The organism is Cellulophaga sp. 20_2_10 (genome assembly GCF_023476645.1).
In the GTDB taxonomy this organism is placed as follows: domain Bacteria; phylum Bacteroidota; class Bacteroidia; order Flavobacteriales; family Flavobacteriaceae; genus Cellulophaga.
The window spans coordinates 283,184-300,284 of record NZ_JAMCOJ010000005.1 but is presented as its reverse complement, the minus strand read 5'-3'; the positions used below and the strand labels follow the sequence as shown (position 1 = coordinate 300,284).

The 17,101-nt window shown below is 30.4% G+C and carries 18 protein-coding genes and 1 tRNA gene; 18 read left to right on the top strand and 1 reads right to left on the bottom strand.

The window, feature by feature from the left end:
- Positions 1 to 27 precede the first annotated feature (27 nt).
- The 18 genes from M4I21_RS12045 (at position 28) to M4I21_RS11965 (ending at position 15,700) form a co-directional block, all read left to right on the top strand.
- Positions 28 to 101: transfer RNA gene (locus M4I21_RS12045), tRNA-Ile, on the top strand.
- A 117-nt stretch (positions 102 to 218) separates the two neighbouring features.
- Positions 219 to 884 (top strand): hypothetical protein, encoded by a 666-nt coding sequence (locus tag M4I21_RS12040; RefSeq protein WP_249559421.1) that lies wholly within the window; start codon positions 219 to 221, stop codon positions 882 to 884.
- A gap of 121 nt (positions 885 to 1,005) precedes the next feature.
- Positions 1,006 to 1,299, top strand: a complete 294-nt coding sequence (locus tag M4I21_RS12035; RefSeq protein ID WP_249559420.1) for a helix-turn-helix transcriptional regulator — start codon at positions 1,006 to 1,008, stop codon at positions 1,297 to 1,299.
- Positions 1,300 to 1,381: 82 nt separating this feature from the next.
- Positions 1,382 to 2,584, top strand: coding sequence for a primase-helicase family protein (locus M4I21_RS12030; protein WP_249559419.1), 1,203 nt, complete (start codon positions 1,382 to 1,384; stop codon positions 2,582 to 2,584).
- A 223-nt stretch (positions 2,585 to 2,807) separates the two neighbouring features.
- Positions 2,808 to 3,653 carry a DUF8464 domain-containing protein gene (locus M4I21_RS12025; protein WP_249559418.1) on the top strand — a complete coding sequence of 282 codons (846 nt, stop codon included), beginning with the start codon at positions 2,808 to 2,810 and terminating at the stop codon, positions 3,651 to 3,653.
- A gap of 106 nt (positions 3,654 to 3,759) precedes the next feature.
- On the top strand, positions 3,760 to 4,056 hold the full coding sequence (locus tag M4I21_RS12020; protein ID WP_249559417.1) for a plasmid mobilization protein: 297 nt from the start codon (positions 3,760 to 3,762) through the stop codon (positions 4,054 to 4,056).
- Positions 4,053 to 4,805, top strand: a complete 753-nt coding sequence (locus M4I21_RS12015) for a relaxase/mobilization nuclease domain-containing protein (RefSeq protein ID WP_249559416.1) — start codon at positions 4,053 to 4,055, stop codon at positions 4,803 to 4,805. Before M4I21_RS12020 ends, M4I21_RS12015 begins: the two co-directional genes overlap by 4 nt.
- Before the next feature lie 2 nt (positions 4,806 to 4,807).
- Positions 4,808 to 5,251 carry a DUF6730 family protein gene (locus M4I21_RS12010; RefSeq protein ID WP_249559415.1) on the top strand — a complete coding sequence of 148 codons (444 nt, stop codon included), beginning with the start codon at positions 4,808 to 4,810 and terminating at the stop codon, positions 5,249 to 5,251.
- A gap of 4 nt (positions 5,252 to 5,255) precedes the next feature.
- Positions 5,256 to 5,837: a ParA family protein gene (locus M4I21_RS12005; RefSeq protein WP_249559414.1), complete on the top strand. Its 582-nt coding sequence runs from the start codon at positions 5,256 to 5,258 to the stop codon at positions 5,835 to 5,837.
- 34 nt (positions 5,838 to 5,871) lie between these two features.
- Positions 5,872 to 6,102 (top strand): hypothetical protein, encoded by a 231-nt coding sequence (locus M4I21_RS12000; RefSeq protein WP_249559413.1) that lies wholly within the window; start codon positions 5,872 to 5,874, stop codon positions 6,100 to 6,102.
- Between the two features lie 93 nt (positions 6,103 to 6,195).
- Entirely contained in the window at positions 6,196 to 6,417 is a 222-nt protein-coding gene (locus M4I21_RS11995; protein WP_249559412.1) for a hypothetical protein, read from the top strand.
- Between the two features lie 18 nt (positions 6,418 to 6,435).
- Positions 6,436 to 6,825, top strand: coding sequence for a hypothetical protein (locus M4I21_RS11990; RefSeq protein ID WP_249559410.1), 390 nt, complete (start codon positions 6,436 to 6,438; stop codon positions 6,823 to 6,825).
- Positions 6,826 to 6,923: 98 nt separating this feature from the next.
- Positions 6,924 to 7,058: a hypothetical protein gene (locus tag M4I21_RS18580; protein ID WP_283771781.1), complete on the top strand. Its 135-nt coding sequence runs from the start codon at positions 6,924 to 6,926 to the stop codon at positions 7,056 to 7,058.
- Positions 7,059 to 7,426: 368 nt separating this feature from the next.
- Positions 7,427 to 7,660, top strand: coding sequence for a hypothetical protein (locus M4I21_RS11985; protein WP_249559409.1), 234 nt, complete (start codon positions 7,427 to 7,429; stop codon positions 7,658 to 7,660).
- Positions 7,661 to 7,906: 246 nt separating this feature from the next.
- Positions 7,907 to 9,496 carry a type I restriction-modification system subunit M gene (locus tag M4I21_RS11980; protein ID WP_249559408.1) on the top strand — a complete coding sequence of 530 codons (1,590 nt, stop codon included), beginning with the start codon at positions 7,907 to 7,909 and terminating at the stop codon, positions 9,494 to 9,496.
- 3 nt (positions 9,497 to 9,499) lie between these two features.
- A complete protein-coding gene (locus M4I21_RS11975; protein ID WP_249559407.1) occupies positions 9,500 to 11,152 on the top strand; it encodes an ATP-binding protein in 1,653 nt (550 codons plus the stop codon).
- A 178-nt stretch (positions 11,153 to 11,330) separates the two neighbouring features.
- Positions 11,331 to 12,617 (top strand): restriction endonuclease subunit S, encoded by a 1,287-nt coding sequence (locus M4I21_RS11970; RefSeq protein WP_283771780.1) that lies wholly within the window; start codon positions 11,331 to 11,333, stop codon positions 12,615 to 12,617.
- Between the two features lie 80 nt (positions 12,618 to 12,697).
- Positions 12,698 to 15,700: a type I restriction endonuclease subunit R gene (locus tag M4I21_RS11965; protein ID WP_249559405.1), complete on the top strand. Its 3,003-nt coding sequence runs from the start codon at positions 12,698 to 12,700 to the stop codon at positions 15,698 to 15,700.
- Position 15,701: 1 nt separating this feature from the next.
- Here M4I21_RS11965 and M4I21_RS11960 read toward each other — a convergent pair whose 3' ends face one another.
- Positions 15,702 to 16,928 carry a site-specific integrase gene (locus tag M4I21_RS11960; RefSeq protein WP_249559404.1) on the bottom strand — a complete coding sequence of 409 codons (1,227 nt, stop codon included), beginning with the start codon at positions 16,926 to 16,928 and terminating at the stop codon, positions 15,702 to 15,704.
- Positions 16,929 to 17,101 lie beyond the last annotated feature (173 nt).

Genomic DNA, 17,101 nt, shown 5'->3' with positions numbered 1-17,101 from the left:
ATAGTAATATTGCATCCGCAATTTGCGGGTCCTATAGCTCAGCTGGTTAGAGCACCTGACTCATAATCAGGGGGTCCATGGTTCGAGCCCATGTGGGACCACAAGCAAACAAAAGCCTTTACAGAAATGTAAAGGCTTTTTTGGTTTTAGGAGTACAACATATGTGCAACACCATTTTCTTTTTTTGTACTAATTTTATTTTCTTAAAAAATTATAAAATGGAACGAACTACAATCTCTTTGGCACATTATTTAGTTGGAAAACAGATAAAATTCGGAACTTATGTTGATACAAAAGTACTTGTAAACAATTATTCATTAATAAAGTACTTGACTCTTTCGTTTTTTATATACGTCTTTATTCTTTTATTAATAGATAACCCATTTCCGTTAGGTCTTAGTGCTCTTGTTATTGCAGTATACACTTTAATTGGTTTTGGTGTTTTATTTTTTTGTCAATTAAGAAAGGAGGTTTTTAAAGTACAAAAGGATAATTTTCTAAAGTGTTCAATTAAAAAAATTAACATAAATAATCTAAACTTTCAAGGGTATGTTGAAGGTTTGGAGAATGAATTAAAATTTAAAAGTTTATTAAGGGGAGAATCTATATCTGGAAAAGTAAACTTCACAGCTCCTAATAAAAGTAAGAGGGGTGCTAATCATAAAACACTCTTGACAATTTTAGACTATGTTACAGTTAATGGTTTAAAAAGCACTAAGAAACAAGAGCTATTTTCTATATTAAATGATAACTTTTTAATGGCAGGTTTAAAATTGAATGAGGACAGTTTTGGTACACTTTTTTATAATTGGGTCAATGAGAAAGATGAAAAGAAACTACAAGAAAGAAAAACAATTATAGAAAAAGTATTTTTTAAAGGTTAATGGTAGATTAATTTAAGGTTTGAGCTGATTAACCTATTGCTAATGTGATATTTACTTTCATATGTTTGCTTTTCAGAATGAATGGCCATTCGTTTATTTTTTAATTCTAAATCGCAATATAATGGATGAAAATAGTAATATGATTGAGATATTACAGGATATTAGAAACTTATTATCTCATAACAAAAAGGTATTAAATATTGATGATCTAGTAAGCTACACAGGGTTATCTAAAAGTAAGATATATAAACTATCAATGCTCAAATTGATTCCAATTGGAACAAATGAGCATATTCGCCAGAAGTTTTTTAATAAAGAAGATATTGATGAGTGGTTATTAGGAAAACCAAACTTATCTGATGAATACCTGGAGCAACAAATGAATGCTCAATTATTAAAAAACAAAAAAGCGTAAAAACTTCACCTTTTACGCTCTTATCAAATTTTATTTCACTTTTAATCTGTATACAAATATATGGGTTTAATTCAATATACCTATGAATCAAAAATCATACATAAGGATTGGTACCAGTTATTATAGAATAGTTCAAGTTCCATCATTAAAGGGAGGGTTTAATGAAACTCTTATAAAATGGGATAAATTAACCGTCATTGAGGATCATAATAGGGAATACCTGTCACAAATACCTAAATACCACGGTAAAATATGTTTTCCAAACCATTTTAATTTTTCAAAAGAAATTCACGGCTTTTATAACACATATTCTCACTTAAAGTATTCCCCCAAACAAGGAAGTGTCTCTCATACTCTTAATTTTTTTAAACACATATTTGGATCTCATTTAGAAATAGGGTTAGATTATTTTAAGCTTTTATATGAAAAACCTTCTCAAATGTTACCAGTTTTATGTTTGGTAAGTAGAGAAAGGGTAACTGGGAAATCATCTTTTTTAAAATACTTAAAGGAAGTTTTTGGGCTTAATATGACGTATTTAGATAGTCATACATTGAATAGTAATTTTAACCTTGACTGGGGAAATAAATTATTATTGGGTCTTGATGAAGCCGTACTTCAGAAAGAAGAAATAACAGAAAAAATAAAATATTTATCGACGTCTAATATTAATAAAATAGAAGCTAAGGGTAAAGAAAGGTTTGAAGTAGATTTTTTTGGCAAATTTATTTTATGTAGCAATAGGGAAGACTCTTTTATTAAAATAGATTCTGATGAAACTCGATTTTGGGTTAGAAAAATTCCGAAGCTTGAAAATGAAGACGTTAATTTTTTAGATAAATTAATTGACGAAATTCCAGCCTTTCTAGATTATATTAAAAGTAGAGATTTTGCTACAGAAAGAAAAACAAGAATGTGGTTTACAGCTGAGCAGATTTACACCAATGCTCTTAAGAAGTTAGTAAGCAATAACAAGAATAAAGTTGAAAAGGAAATAGGGCAATTGCTTTATAGTGTTCTTGAGAAATTTGAACTAGAGGAAGTTCATTTTAGTCTTATGGATCTTCTTAATGCATTATCTAAAACAAGAGTAAAGACTGATTTAACGCAGCTTAGAAAGCTTCTTAAGACGGAGTGGAAGGTAGAACAAAAAAATAATTCATTTAAGTATCAAAAATTTGTGATTTTAAGTGATGGAGATATCGTTCTTACTGATACCAAAGGAAGGTATTATACTGTCTCTAAAACTTTTTTACATAAAACATTTGATGATTTGATGACGTAATAGGTTAATCTTTATCTATTACTAGTAATAATAGGGTTACCAAGATCATCAGTTTCGTCATCACTCTGTCATCACAAAAATATATTGATGACGTGTTGATGTAAACTTTGATGATTTGATGACATCTTGATGATGTCTTGACTGCCAATGAAATCAAGGGTTTTCAACTGTTTGTCATCAAATCATCACTTTTTATACTTTTTTCAATTAATAATAATGTACAATGAATTGTAATAAAGCTAAAAATATAGACCTCCTTTTATATCTAATAAAAAACGGTTTTAAACCTCAAAAGATCACAGGTCAAAACCATTGGTTTTTATCACCTTTTAGAAAGGAGAAAACGGCCTCTTTTAAAGTGGATACAGATAAAAACACTTGGTACGATTTCGGTAGCGGTCACGGAGGAACAATTATAGATTTTTTACAGGAATATTATGGTTGTGCTATTTCAGAGGTTTTAAACAAATTAACAGAAGATACTTTTTCTTTTCATCAGCAGAAAATTATAAGTCCTCATACTAAAAAAGGGGATATTATTAAAGTTAAGGCTCTTCAGAATAAATACTTAATCGCCTACCTTAAGGAAAGAGAAATTAATTTAGAGTTGGCAAAAGAGTTTTGCTTTGAGGTCTACTATACTTTTGACTCAAACAAAACATATTATGCTATTGGTTTTAAAAATGATTTAGGTGGCTTTGAATTAAGGAATCAGTTTTTTAAAGGTTGCATTGGCCGCAAACATTTTACTACAATTAAAAGAGACTACTCTACTGTTTCTGTTTTTGAATCTTGGTCTGACTTTTTATCATATTTAACTTTAAAAAATAAGGTTCCAGAGGAAGATTTTATCATATTAAATTCAACTGCATTAATAAAAAAAGCATTAGAAATTGTAAATCAATATTGTGTAGTTAAATCTTTTTTTGATAACGATGAATCTGGTTCTAATACGTTACAAATAATAAAAGATAATAGAGGGTTAGAAGTTTTTGATTACCGATACTACTATAAAAATCATAAGGATTTAAACGCTTTTTTAATAAACTCCAAAATGGCTAACGGTTGAGTATTTCGAGAGGTGTTCAATACCGGTACTCAGGTCCCTTTTTTGAACAAATCTCGCTTTTTCTCCCGATGGTCGCAAAAGTTATAAACTTGAATTTATTTTTAATATGAAAAGAACTAGAATTGAATTTGTGTGTAGCTCATATGAAAAAAAGTTAATAAAAATTAAAGCAAAAAAGGCTGGACTTAAAACAGCAGATTACTGTAGAAAATCAGCTTTAAATAAAGATATAAAAGCCATACTTACAGAAGAGCAAGTTTTGTTTTATAGAATGTTGATTAAGTATCACAATAACTTTAAGAGTATTGGAAACTTAATAAAAAAGAAGGAACCAGGGTTGTTTAAATTGACATCTGAAGTTGCTAATGAAATTAAAGAACACCTTATAAATTTTAGAAAATGATAAGTAAGGGTAAATCTATTTCACATACAGAAGCTTCAATTGGTTATGGTTGGAATCAAGAGAAGGATGCTAAAATTGTCTTTAAAAAAAGTTTGGTAGGATTAACACCTAAAGAGATCACAAATGAGTTTAAAACAATACAGGCAATGAACTCTCGATGCCTTAAAAACACCTTTAGTTTTGTTTTAAGTCCAACTATTGAAGATGGTAAGAATATGAAGCTTCGTGATTTTTATAATATAACTAGTGAGTTTGTAGAGGATTTGGGATTGAATGATCACCAGTCTATAGCATTCTTACATCAAGATAAAGAGCATCGTCATATTCATTTATATGTTAATCGAATTGATTTTAATGGTTGTGCCTATAAAGACAATTATATAAGCAAACGTGCTCAAAAAGCAGCAGAGCGTGTTGCTAAAAAGTTAGGACTAAAAACTGTAAAAGATGTAAAACAGGAAAAGTTAGATAGCTTAAAAGCTATTAGATCTAGTATAAAAGAAAAGCACGATAGCTGCTTAAGTGGTAGAAGATCAAAAAGTATAAATGAATATATACTTGAAATGAGAAAGTTGGGTGTAAATGTTATCCCTGTAATTAACAAATCAAATAATATACAGGGTTTTAGATATCAATTTAAAAACATCAACTTAAAGGGAAGCGAAGTGCATAGAAACCTGTCTTTTAATAAAATAAAGCAGCAATTGCTAAAAGTAGAGGGGGTAAAGTATAAATCTATAAATATATAATTATGGCTAAAATTGAAGAATTAGCATCTTTGATTATTGATGAAATTGAGACATTTCAAAAGGGTATTTCTCAACTGCAGAAGGAAACTAAAAGAATTGAGGGTTTAAAGCTTATTCTAAGCACAAAAAAAGTAGAAGATAGTTTTTCAATTTTTTTAAAAAAATTAGACCAAAGAAACAGAGTTTATAGCGTTGAACTGAATAAGATACAGCATAGACTAGATAATTTTATATTATTTCCGAGAAGATATTTTACACCAATTGTTCTCTGTTTAATAGTCACAATTATTTCAATGTTTTTTAATGTATATCAATTTCAAAGCTTTAACAATATTGAGGATAAAGAATACAATAGAGGTGCAAATAAGGTTAAAAGCCATATCGAGGAATTTTTTAATGATAACCCAGATGCTTTTAAGCAGTACCAAACTTGGAAAATAAAATAATAATATGGCTAAAATTATATTAGTGACTCATCAAAAAGGAGGAGTTGGCAAAAGTACTTTGACCTTTAATTTGGCTCAAAACCTTAGTAGTTGTAGTAAAGTAGCAATTCTAGATATGGATCTGCAAGGAAGTCTTTTGGGGATTAATCATATTGTAAATGATTTCATAATTACTTCAGATAAATCAATACTTAAAAATTCAAATTTGGACTTTATATTTATTGATACACCACCTTACTTATCAGATAAGTTATCAGGTTTAATGGAGTTATCAGATTTAATAATAGTCCCTACCAAAGCTGGCGTATTAGATTTATTAGCAATAGAAAGTACTATTAGCATTATTGGAGATAATAATAAATTAGATAAAACACTAATAGTGTTAAATATGGTAAAACACAATACTTCTTTGACTTCTGATATTTTAAATGAATTAAAAACTTACAAGGTTAAAATTGCAAATACTCAAATTAATGATTTGGTTGTATTTACTCGTTCTGTTTTGCTTAAAGGAGTAGAGCGTAATAATAATGCCCAAAAACAAATAGATGGTTTAACAAAAGAAGTGTTAAAGGCATTAATATAATTGTATAAACCTAGAATTATATAAATACATAATTATGAAAAAAGAAAGTTTTGATAGCCTTTTAGGTAAGGTAAAGTCAGGTCAGGTAAAAATACCGATACAAAAGGTGGTGTCTGAAAAAGAGTCTATTCTTAATAATTCTAAGCAATTTTCATTTTATATAGATGTTGATCTATTAAAAAGACTAAAGACAAAAGCTTTAGAGGAAGATAGAAGCATAAAGGATATTATAAACAGTAGTATTGAAGATTATCTATCATTTTAAGTGCCTCAAGTATTGGATAAGAAAATTACTGTTAATTTTTGTTAAGTTGTATTGGATTGTATAATTTTAGCTAAAATTATTAAAAACAGAATAATGGGGTACTTGGATAATTTAAGTTTTGAAGAAATTGAAATTTTAAATAACCATAATGATGGTTTAAAATGTTGGCAAACGGATTATAAGATCTTAAGAAATTATGCAGAGGAGGTAGCTAGGCTTAACTTTAAGGATGAAATTAATTCTACAAAGGAAGCTATCAGTACTAAAAGGAAGCAAGTTTTAAATGAAGAGCAAGAAAGACTTTTTGCAGATTAATACCTTAACTCCAGTATATTGAATAATAAAAAAACAGAAGTTTTTAAAGAATTCATCAATAGAGAAAATCCTAATAATTTAAGTTTTCCAGTTGACAATATAATTGTCGGCCTTTTTAAGAATATGCTACGTAAAAATACCAGTTGCGGAAAAGAAGGTTTTAGGGTATATGATAAAAATTTCTATCAAGTTGAATTAGATGCCTCTGGCTTTAATGAAGAATTAATTATTGAAGCAATAAGAGAACTTACTTTTAACTCTCAAAAATTTTATATAAACGGTATTTTGTATTCAAGTCAAATCCAGAATATACATTATGTGCACGATGATGAATTCGTTACTTTTAATATCGAAAAAGAAAAATTAATCTTTCTTCGTGATTCATTGCTTAGGAATAAACCAGAATAAATCCAAATTTTAGAATCAAATTACGGCTTTCCGTAAAGCATTTAATTTGCGATTAATTATTTTTGATACAATTATAAATAATTTAAATTCAGCGCAATATGAAAATTCAAGCAATTAAGCCCGGTCCAAAACCTAAAAAGGAAGATGGTACACTGGATAAAAGAAGAAGAGATAACAAGAATACACCAGGTAATAAGCCAACGCTAAAACCAAGTAAATCTACCAAAAAGTAAGCCTTATTGTAGTGCCTAGGAATAAAAGACGCCAGAACTAAATACCTTTAAGTATTATAGCTTATAGCTATTGTTTTTTAAGTATCAAAGACAATAATTAATGCTTTAAAAATGTATTTAAATGTTAAATGAAATATTTAAATATATGTATATTGCCATACATTTTTATAAGTAAAATATATATTAAAATATAAAGCGTTTAGCTTTTGATTTGGTCTTCGAACTCGCCAGGTTCTATTAATTACCTCCAAACAAAGTTAAGACGCCCACGTGACTGCGTGGGCTGTTCTTATTTGGAGGAAAGGTTTCTGGCGAGACCTGTAAGATCGATGAGTTACAGTTCCACGCTTTTTTTATTCCACTACACTATGAGTATAAAAAAAACAATCACGGCTCCTATTACTAATAATGAAAAGCAAGGTAAAAAAGTAGTTAACATTTCTGATGCTACTCACGCAAGAATATCTTTAATTGCAGATCTTTTTGATGTTACTAGAAGTCAGGTAATAAGTAATATTGTATTGTCTTTTTTTAAAGAGAATGAAGATGAAATTAAAGAACGAATGACCATAAGAAAAGACCAATTAGATAAAATGTTTTAGGTAATACTAGTTATTATTTTGAGAGTTTATATTAGGTCTAACATTATATAATTGTATATTTATATTACGGTTTTTTTACTGCGTTTTAACCCTGAAATTTTGAATATTCTATAATAAAATAGAGGGTCAATAGGAGTATTCAAATTATTTAGAGCGTATTAGATATAATTTTTATTATTAAGCGCAATGCCTTTGTTTAATCGGTTTTTGTGTCAAGTTTAACCAAACATTATCTCTCAAATTTAGATGAGTACAAATACAACCAAAGCAGATATCAACTTTGAAAAAGAGTTGTGGAAAGCAGCAAATGAACTTCGAGGCGCTGTGGCTGAAAATCAATATAAGGATTACATACTACCATTAATATTTTTAAAACACATTTCCGAGCGTTACGAGTTACGTAGGGATAGTTTAAAAATTTTGTTTAACGATAAATCATCAGAATATTTTACAGAAGATATTGAAGAGCAAAACTATGTGTTAGAGGATCCAGATGAGTATTTATCTGAAAGCACTTATATTATTCCTGAAAAAGCTACTTGGCAATTTCTACAAGACAATGCCGAGCAAGATAATATTAAAGTTTTAGTAGATGATGCTTTTGATTTGTTAGACCAAACATTAGCGACATATAGACCAGATTTAAAAGGTATTTTACCGCGCATCTTTGTGAAAAGTCAGCTAACAGCAAAGCAAGTTGCGGGTTTAATTAATCTTTTAGCAAACCCTAAGTTATCTGAAAAGGAAAACCCAGACAGTGATATTTTAGGCCGTGTTTACGAGTATTATATTGGTAAGTTTGCTATAGCAGAAGGTTCTGGTGCAGGACAATTTTTCACACCAGGAAGTATTGTGCGTTTATTGGTAGAAATGATAGAGCCTTACGAGGGTAAAATCTTTGATGCTGCCTGTGGTTCTGGAGGTATGTTTGTGCAATCTTTAAAGTTTTTACAAGCACATAATGGCGACAAGAAAAACATTTCTATTTACGGGCAAGAACGTTACGATGGCACACTGCGTTTATGTAAAATGAATTTAGCACTACGAGATTTATCTTTTGATGTACGCTTAGGAGACTCTTTACTACAAGATAAATTTCCTGATTTAGAAGCAGATTTTATTATTGTAAATCCACCGTTTAATGTTAGTCAATGGCATCCAGAAGATTTACCGGAAAATGATCCACGACTATTTGGCCCAAAAGAGGAGTTTACCACAGATGGTAATGCCAATTATATGTGGATGCAAACCTTTTGGTCTCATTTAAGCGATACTGGTACTGCAAGTGTAGTTATGGCAAACGGCGCAATGACTTCTAATAATAAAGGAGAAAAGAATGTACGTCAACATATGGTAGACAATAGTATGGTAGATTGTATTGTACGTTTACCAGACAAACTATTTTTAACTACAGGCATTCCAGCGTGTATTTTTATTTTAAGTAAAAACAGAGATGGTAAAGATGGTGTGCATAGAGAGCGTTCTAATGATATTTTGTTTATCGATACCTCTAAAATGGGGACTATGGAAAGCCGAAAACTCCGTGTTTTTACAAACGACGATATTAATAAAGTAACGGAAATATACCATAATTGGAGAAACTTAGACGGTTCTTATAAAAATGAAGATGGTTTTTGCTATAGTGCAACTTTAGAAGAAGTTAAAAAACAAGACTACAAACTAACACCTGGTATTTACGTTGGTACAGAAGCTGTTGAAGATGATGGTATCCCATTTGAAGATAAAATGGAAACATTAAAAGCGCAGTTGGAAACCCAGTTTGAAAAAGGAAATGCATTGCAGAAACAGATTTTAGAAAATTTTGATAAATTTTAATATATGGATTTTTCAGAAAGCAGTAATATTGATTTTAAAAGCTTAAAAAAGGTCATTGGACCTAGATCAGATCTAAAAAGTTTGGCAGAAACTTGCGTTTCTTTTGCAAATGCTCAAGGTGGTGCAATAATAGTGGGTATAGAAGATCGAAAATCTGAACCTCCTAGAAATCAAAAAATTGAACAAGAAGTAGCAAATAAAACTATTTCAAGATTAAGAGATTTAACAGATTCAGTTGGTCTTTTAAATCCTGAAATTATTGTTCACGAAAACGGAGGTGAGTATTTTAAATTTGTAATACATCCATCAACACGCACAATTGCAACTACTTCTACTGGTAAAGTTTTTATTCGAGTTACAGATAATTGTGTTCCTGTTTCAGGGGAAGAACTTACAAATTTAGCTGCTGAGAAAAGTGCTTTTCAATGGGAGTTAGTATCTGTAGGACGCGTAACATTAGAGGATGCAGATATAAATCAAGTTACTTATTTTGTAGAGCAGATTCAAAATTCAAAATTTGTTTCAGATTTTATAAAAGAAAAATCTAATGAGGAAATTTTAGAATTTTATCAATTAATTACTCCAGATGGTTTTTTAACCAATTTAGGTATTATTTGGTTAGGTAAGGCCAATCAAAGGGCAAGATTAAGTTATCCTTTAACTGTTCAATATATTGTTTACAACAATTTAGAGGAGAAAATACGAAAAAAGGACTGGCATTTTCATTTACACAATCCTAAAGAGTTACTTGTTGAAATTGAAAAAGAAGCTATTGAACTAAATTACTCTACCGAGATTTCTAGTGGGCTCTTTAGAAAACAATTACGTAATTATCCGAAGGAAGTCATTAGAGAATTACTTATTAATGCCATTGCTCATAAACGATATACCATTTCAGGAGATATATTCATTGAAGTATACCCAGACAGAATGGTTATTACAAACCCTGGAGGTTTACCTTTGGGAATTACTGCTGATAATATATTACACGAAAGGCATAGACGTAACCCTCATTTAATACAAACACTTCATGATTTAGGATTAATGGAAGGTGAAGGTTCTGGTTATGATTTAATTTATGAAAAGTTAGTAAGAGAGATTAAGCCTTTGCCGATTATTGAAAGCTCTATTAATAAAACTTCCGTTACCGTATATTCTGGTGTAGTGGATAAAGAGGCATTAGAAATTTTAGAATATATTTCACAGCATTTTAAATTAAGCCAAAAAGAATATATTTTACTTGGTTTAGTTGCTTCTGATAAAAAAATACTTTCGACACAATTATCTTATAAATTGCAGTTGGCAACAGAAGATAGATTGAGAAGTTGGTTAGGTAGTTTATTAGATAAATCTATTTTAACCACAAGAGGAATAAAGAAAGGAACAGAGTATTTATTAAATCCAGCGTTGTTCTCTCAGTCAAAATTAAATATTGTCCCTACCTTAAAAACAATAGATAAGGAGCAGTTAAAGCATTTAATTATTGAATACCTAAAATACAATGGAGAACGTTCTAAACAAGAAATCCATAAGCATATTAAAGATGTGGAACTTAGTGATATCCAAAAATGTTTGTATGCCTTAACAAAAGAAGGCAGTTTATTACCTTTAGGAGGGAGAAAAAATAGAACCTATAAATTGGCTAAAAAAAAATAAATTGAAAATAAAATTAAAAATAAAAAGAACAAAACCCTGTGTTTACAGGGGTTTTTCTTTTTTTTCTTTTTTATAATTTAAAATAAAAACTAGAGACAAATCATTTTTAATGTTTAAAAAACAAGTTTGTTCATGTTACATGAACAAATAAAAATGGTGAACAAGTAACAAAAAACTAATGCCAAATAACTGGAAAATATATAATCTTTTTGACTTCATCGATATAAATCCTAGAATGAAATTTAATTCAAAGGAAGAATACTCTTTTGTTGAAATGAAAGACTTAGATCCTAATAATAGGACAGTTTTACCTTCAAATATTAAGAAGTTAAAAGGTGGAGCAAAGTTTCAAAATGGAGATACATTATTTGCAAGAATCACACCTTGTTTGCAGAATGGAAAAATTTGTCAAGTCCAAGGGTTGAAAAATAATGAAGGTTTTGGTTCAACGGAATTTTTAGTTTTTAGAGGAAAAGAAAATATTTCGGATAATGATTTTGTTTACTATTTATCTAGAGAACCCTTTGTGAGACAATTTGCTGAAGCTAATATGATTGGAACTTCAGGTAGACAAAGAATAGCTAAAGAGGCTTTTAAAAATTTGGAACTAGACTTACCACCTCTCCCAGAACAAAAAGCAATAGCCAGCATCCTATCAGCAATAGACGATAAAATAGAAAACAACCTAGCCACAAACAAAACCTTAGAAGACATGGCTATGGCATTATACAAACATTGGTTTGTAGATTTTGGTCCTTTTAAAGATGGTGAGTTTGTGGATAGTGAGTTGGGATTAATTCCTAAAGGTTGGGGAATAAGTATTTTAGGAGATTTTGTAAATCATCAAAAAGGTTTTGCTTTTAAATCAAAATGGTATCAAGATAATGGTAAATTAGTTGTAAGAATAAGTGATACAACTCATAATTCTATAAATGTAGAATCTTGTAATAAAATCTCCACTGAGTTAGCTTTAAAACATATTGCTTATTCATTAAATACTGATGATGTCATTATTGCTACAGTTGGTTCTTGGCCACCAAATTATTCATCTGTTGTAGGTAAGGTTGTTAGAGTACCAAAAACAGCAGAAGGAGGTTTGTTAAATCAAAATGCAGTTAGATTAAAAATGGATATTGATAATGAGCAGCACCAAGGATTATTATATTGTATTTTAAAGAACAGTAGGTTTTTAAATTATATAGTAAATAGTGCTCAAGGTAGTGCGAGTCAAGCAAGCATTAAGTTAGTTGATATTTTTAATTATCCTATTCCTTTTGGAGGTGTTGAAATAATCAAAGAGTTTTCAAAATTGATACAGTCAAATATTGCAGAACAAAATGCTCTTATTTTAGAAAACCAAACCTTAACAAAACTCCGTGACACGCTATTACCAAAACTAATAAGTGGAGAAGTACATTTAAAGGCATTTAGAACACAAGTAGAAAACGTCATTGCGAGGACTTAGGACGTGGCAATCTCATGAAAGGAAACAACAAACAGATTGCACGACTTAAAAAAGTCTCGCAATGACTGAAAGAATAAAGTATGACAACAGAAGCAACCATAGAACAAGCTACTATAGATTGGCTAACCGATTTAGGTTACAAACACCAATTGGGTACACAGTTACCACAAAACAATACAGATGTGGTATTAAAAGACCAGTTGCTTCAGTTTATACAACAACAATATCCGCATATTCCAGAAGAGATTCAAAATCTAGCAGTTGCAGAATTTTCTAATAATGCAGGAGCAGATCTAGAGCATCGTAACCGTACCTTTCATTTAAAACTAACTAAAGGTATTGAGTTTGCTTACGAGGATGCTTCGGGTAAAGAAAAAGCAGTACACATTTACCCAATAGACTTTAATAACCCAGAAAATAATACGTTTTGGGCAGTTAATCAGTTTTCTATTATTGGTAAAAATAAAAGACGTCCAGATATTATCATTTACATAAATGGTTTACCATTAATTGTTTTTGAGCTTAAAAATTGGTACGATCAAAACACTAATATAAAAGAAGCACACAACCAAATACAGCATTACAAAAAAGACATTCCGTTATTGTTTGAGTATAACGCCATAACTATTATTAGCGATGGTAACGAGGCACAACACGGTATGTTTAGTTCTGGTATGGAGTGGTTTGCACCATGGAAAAGTATTAATGGTAAAGACACCGTGCAGGATAACGATTTTCAGATGCATACCTTGTTAATGGGGTTGTTTCCTAAAGAGAGAATCTTAAATTATATAAAGAATTTCATTTTTCATGAAGATCATAATGGGTCACTTATAAAAAAAGGTGCAAAATACCATCAGTTTTTCGGAGTCAATTTTGCGGTAGAAGCAGCTAAAAAATCGGTACGTCCGTTTGGCGATGGTCGTATTGGTGTAATATGGCATACACAAGGTTCTGGTAAAAGTATTTCTATGGCAATTTACACTGGTATATTGCGTAGTCTTCACGAACTAAAAAATCCTACCATTGTTATACAAGTAGACCGTAGTGATTTAGATATGCAATTGTACGAAAACTTTATACTTGCAAAAGATTTGGTGGGCGAAGTACAACATGCTGATTCTACTAACGATTTACGACAATTATTAAGCGCAGGCGCTGGTGGAGTTATTTTTACGACCATAGAAAAGTTCCGGCTTAAACAAACCACCGATGAAGCGTTGGGCGAATTGGAACATCCAGTTTTATCAGAGCGCCAGAACGTTATTGTTATGGCAGATGAAGCACACAGGACACAATATGGTTTGCTAGATGGATTTGCTTCTAATTTGCGCAAAGCGTTGCCTAATGCATCCTTTATAGGTTTTACAGGTACACCCGTAGATAGTAAAGATGCAGATACACAAGAAGTGTTTGGATCTGTAATACATACCTACGATATTAAACAAGCTGTAGAAGATAACGCAACTGTAAATATATTTTACGAGCCACGTTTGGCAAAACTCCATTTATGGAACGAAACTATAGATGATGAAGTAGATGCTATTACCGAGGATGTGGAAGATAATAGTAACTTAAAATGGGCAGCGATTGAGGATGCAGCAGGAAGTGAAGATCGGGTAAATAAAATAGCAAAAGACATACTAAATCATTACACAAACAGAACTAACACTTTAGCAGGAAAAGCTATGGTAGTTTGCATGAGTAGGCGCAATTGCGTTAAAATGTATAATGCGTTAACCGCTTTAGAGGACTGTCCAGAAGTAGCTGTGGTAATGACGGGTAATATATCTAAAGATCCAATAGAATGGAATCCGCATTTTAGAACAAAAGATGCTACCGAAGCTTTAAAAAAGAGATTAAAAAAAGAAGACGATCCTTTAAAAATTGTAATTGTTAGAGATATGTGGCTAACTGGTTTTGATGCACCTTGTGTACACAGCATGTATGTTGACAAAATTATGAAAGGACATAATTTAATGCAAGCCATTACAAGGACTAATCGTGTTTTAAAAGATAAGAAAAACGGTGTTATTGTAGATTATATTGGGATTGGTGATAATTTAAAAACAGCAACCAGTAAATATACAGGAAGTGGAGGACAAGGAAAGCCAACTATAGATATAGAACAGGCTTTAGAGTTGTTTTTTAATCAAGTTGAAATTTGCAAAACCTTTATACCTAAAACTATTGATTATTCCGATTGGAAACGTTTGCGTGATGGAGACAAAGTATTATTAGTAAAAAGCGCAGTAAATCATGTCATTAAATACGATGAGGATGCTAATAATTTCATGAAAGCCGAGAAAACCTTATCAAGTTTATTGTCTATAGTTAAAAGTCAACCCGAAATTCAAGATTATGCTGTAGATGTGCTATTTGCGCAACATGTATCTAAAGCTTTGCGTAACGCAAAATCTGTAACATCAAGTAGAGGCGAACAAAAAGAGAAAATCAAAGAATTAATTAGTCAAAGTATAGATTCTGAAGACATAGTTGATGTATTTGCTATGGCAGGTATTGAAAAGCCAGATATTTCAATTTTAGATGAAACCTTTCTTTTAGGTGCAAAAGAAGAAAAAGATGGTCACGCTTTAAAAATAGAATTGATTAAAAATATTTTAAAAGATGAAATTAAATTACGACTTCATAAAAACATTAAAAAGTACACGTCTTTAAGAGAAGAGCTTGAAAAAGTAATAGATAGATATCATACAAATGCTTTAGATAGTTATGCAACAATAGCAGAGCTAATAGAGAGGGCTAAAAATTTGCAAAATGATGATAAAAGAACAGGGGAGTTAGGTTTAAGTGAAGAAGAGCTGGCTTTTTATGATATTCTAGCAGCAAAAAAGGAAATAGTAAAAGAGGAAGGCCCAATACAAGATATTGTACACGCCATTGTAAAAGCAGTAAAATCTAATCTTCAACTAGATTGGACCAAAAAGGAAAATGCAAAAGCTTCAATTCGCTTAGCTGTAAAGAAAGAACTGCGTAAAAAAGTAAGTTTGTCTAAACTTAACGAAATATTAGAAGAAATAATGCAACAAGCAGAAGGGCAGTATAGCGAGTGGAGTGCTTAAATTAAGAGGCTGTATTTAATAATAAAGAATCACAAGCGTTATCTATTTCAGACGCTCCTAGCTCTTTTAAATAAGCTTTTGTTGTACTTAGTTCCTGATGTCCTAAACTCTCGCTAATAATCTCTGTAGAGCTGCCTGCTTTTCTCATACAGTTTGCATAACTATGCCTTGCAACATAACTAGTTAACTTATGATCTATTTTACATAAAGTGCCTATGGCTTTTAAATCTTTATTAAAAGCTTTTAAAACTTTATGTTTCCTATTCTCTATTTGGTTAGGTTTAAGATCGTCCCTTAATAATATAGGAAAAACATATTCAGTAGAAAGTGCATTGGTTTTGTAATAATCCAATATTTCTTGAACAGGGCTTAAAATTTTTATTGAGAAATTATAATTGGTTTTAGATCTGGTATAGAATATTTTATCGTTAGAAATATTAGACCATTTTAGCCTCATCATATCTGCAAAATTCATTCCTCGGGTAAAAAAGCTAAATAAAAAATAGTTTCTTGAGTTTATTAAATGTTGTTGGTTTGAAAAATCAAAACTCTTTATAGTATATATGTCTTCTAAATTTAAAGCTCTTTTTAAGCTTTTACCCTTTAATTTAGCTATTTTATATTTCTTAAAGGGATAGTTAATTTCCTTAGTAATGTTACGTTTTATGGCTAAATTATAAACACTTCTAATGGCTCGCATTTTAACACCTATACCACCATCTGTTCCTCCTCTTTTTCTTAAGAATACCTCATATTTATACAGAAAATCGGCATTTAAATCTTCAAAAGTTAGTTCTAATAAGCCCTTGTTAAATAATTTTAATGAGTTGTAGGTGTCTTTATTCACTTTAGCGCTTCCAGTTCTTCCACTATCAAGCATTTCTCTGGTAATTATGCTGAAGAAAATAAAAAAATTGTCAGTAATAGGATTTGCTTCAACTCTTAAAGCTCTTTCTATAGTTTCTAAGCTAAAATCCTTATCTTCTAATTCAAATCCATTTACTATTTCTAATACTTTGCTTTCAAATTTTTTAAGAACTCTATTATTTTGTGTTGAGTTTTCATTTTTAGAATTAAACTGACCCGTTTTTTGGTTCCACTCCTTAAGAGAAGCATTAAAGTTAGTTCTAAAAAACTTAGATTTTCTTAAATAAGTTACCCTTAAGTATATAGGGTATTTATTATTTGTTAATTTCGTCTTGCGCAAAACAGATTTTACAGTGGGCATATCAATACAACATTAGTACAACAATTAGTAGGTTAAAAGTAAATTAAATATAACCATAAGAAAAATTTAATTACTTAATTAATTGATTTTCAATACAAAAGAAGACTAATGAAACTATATGAATAAAAAAAAGTCCTGACTCATAATCAGGGGGTCCATGGTTCGAGCCCATG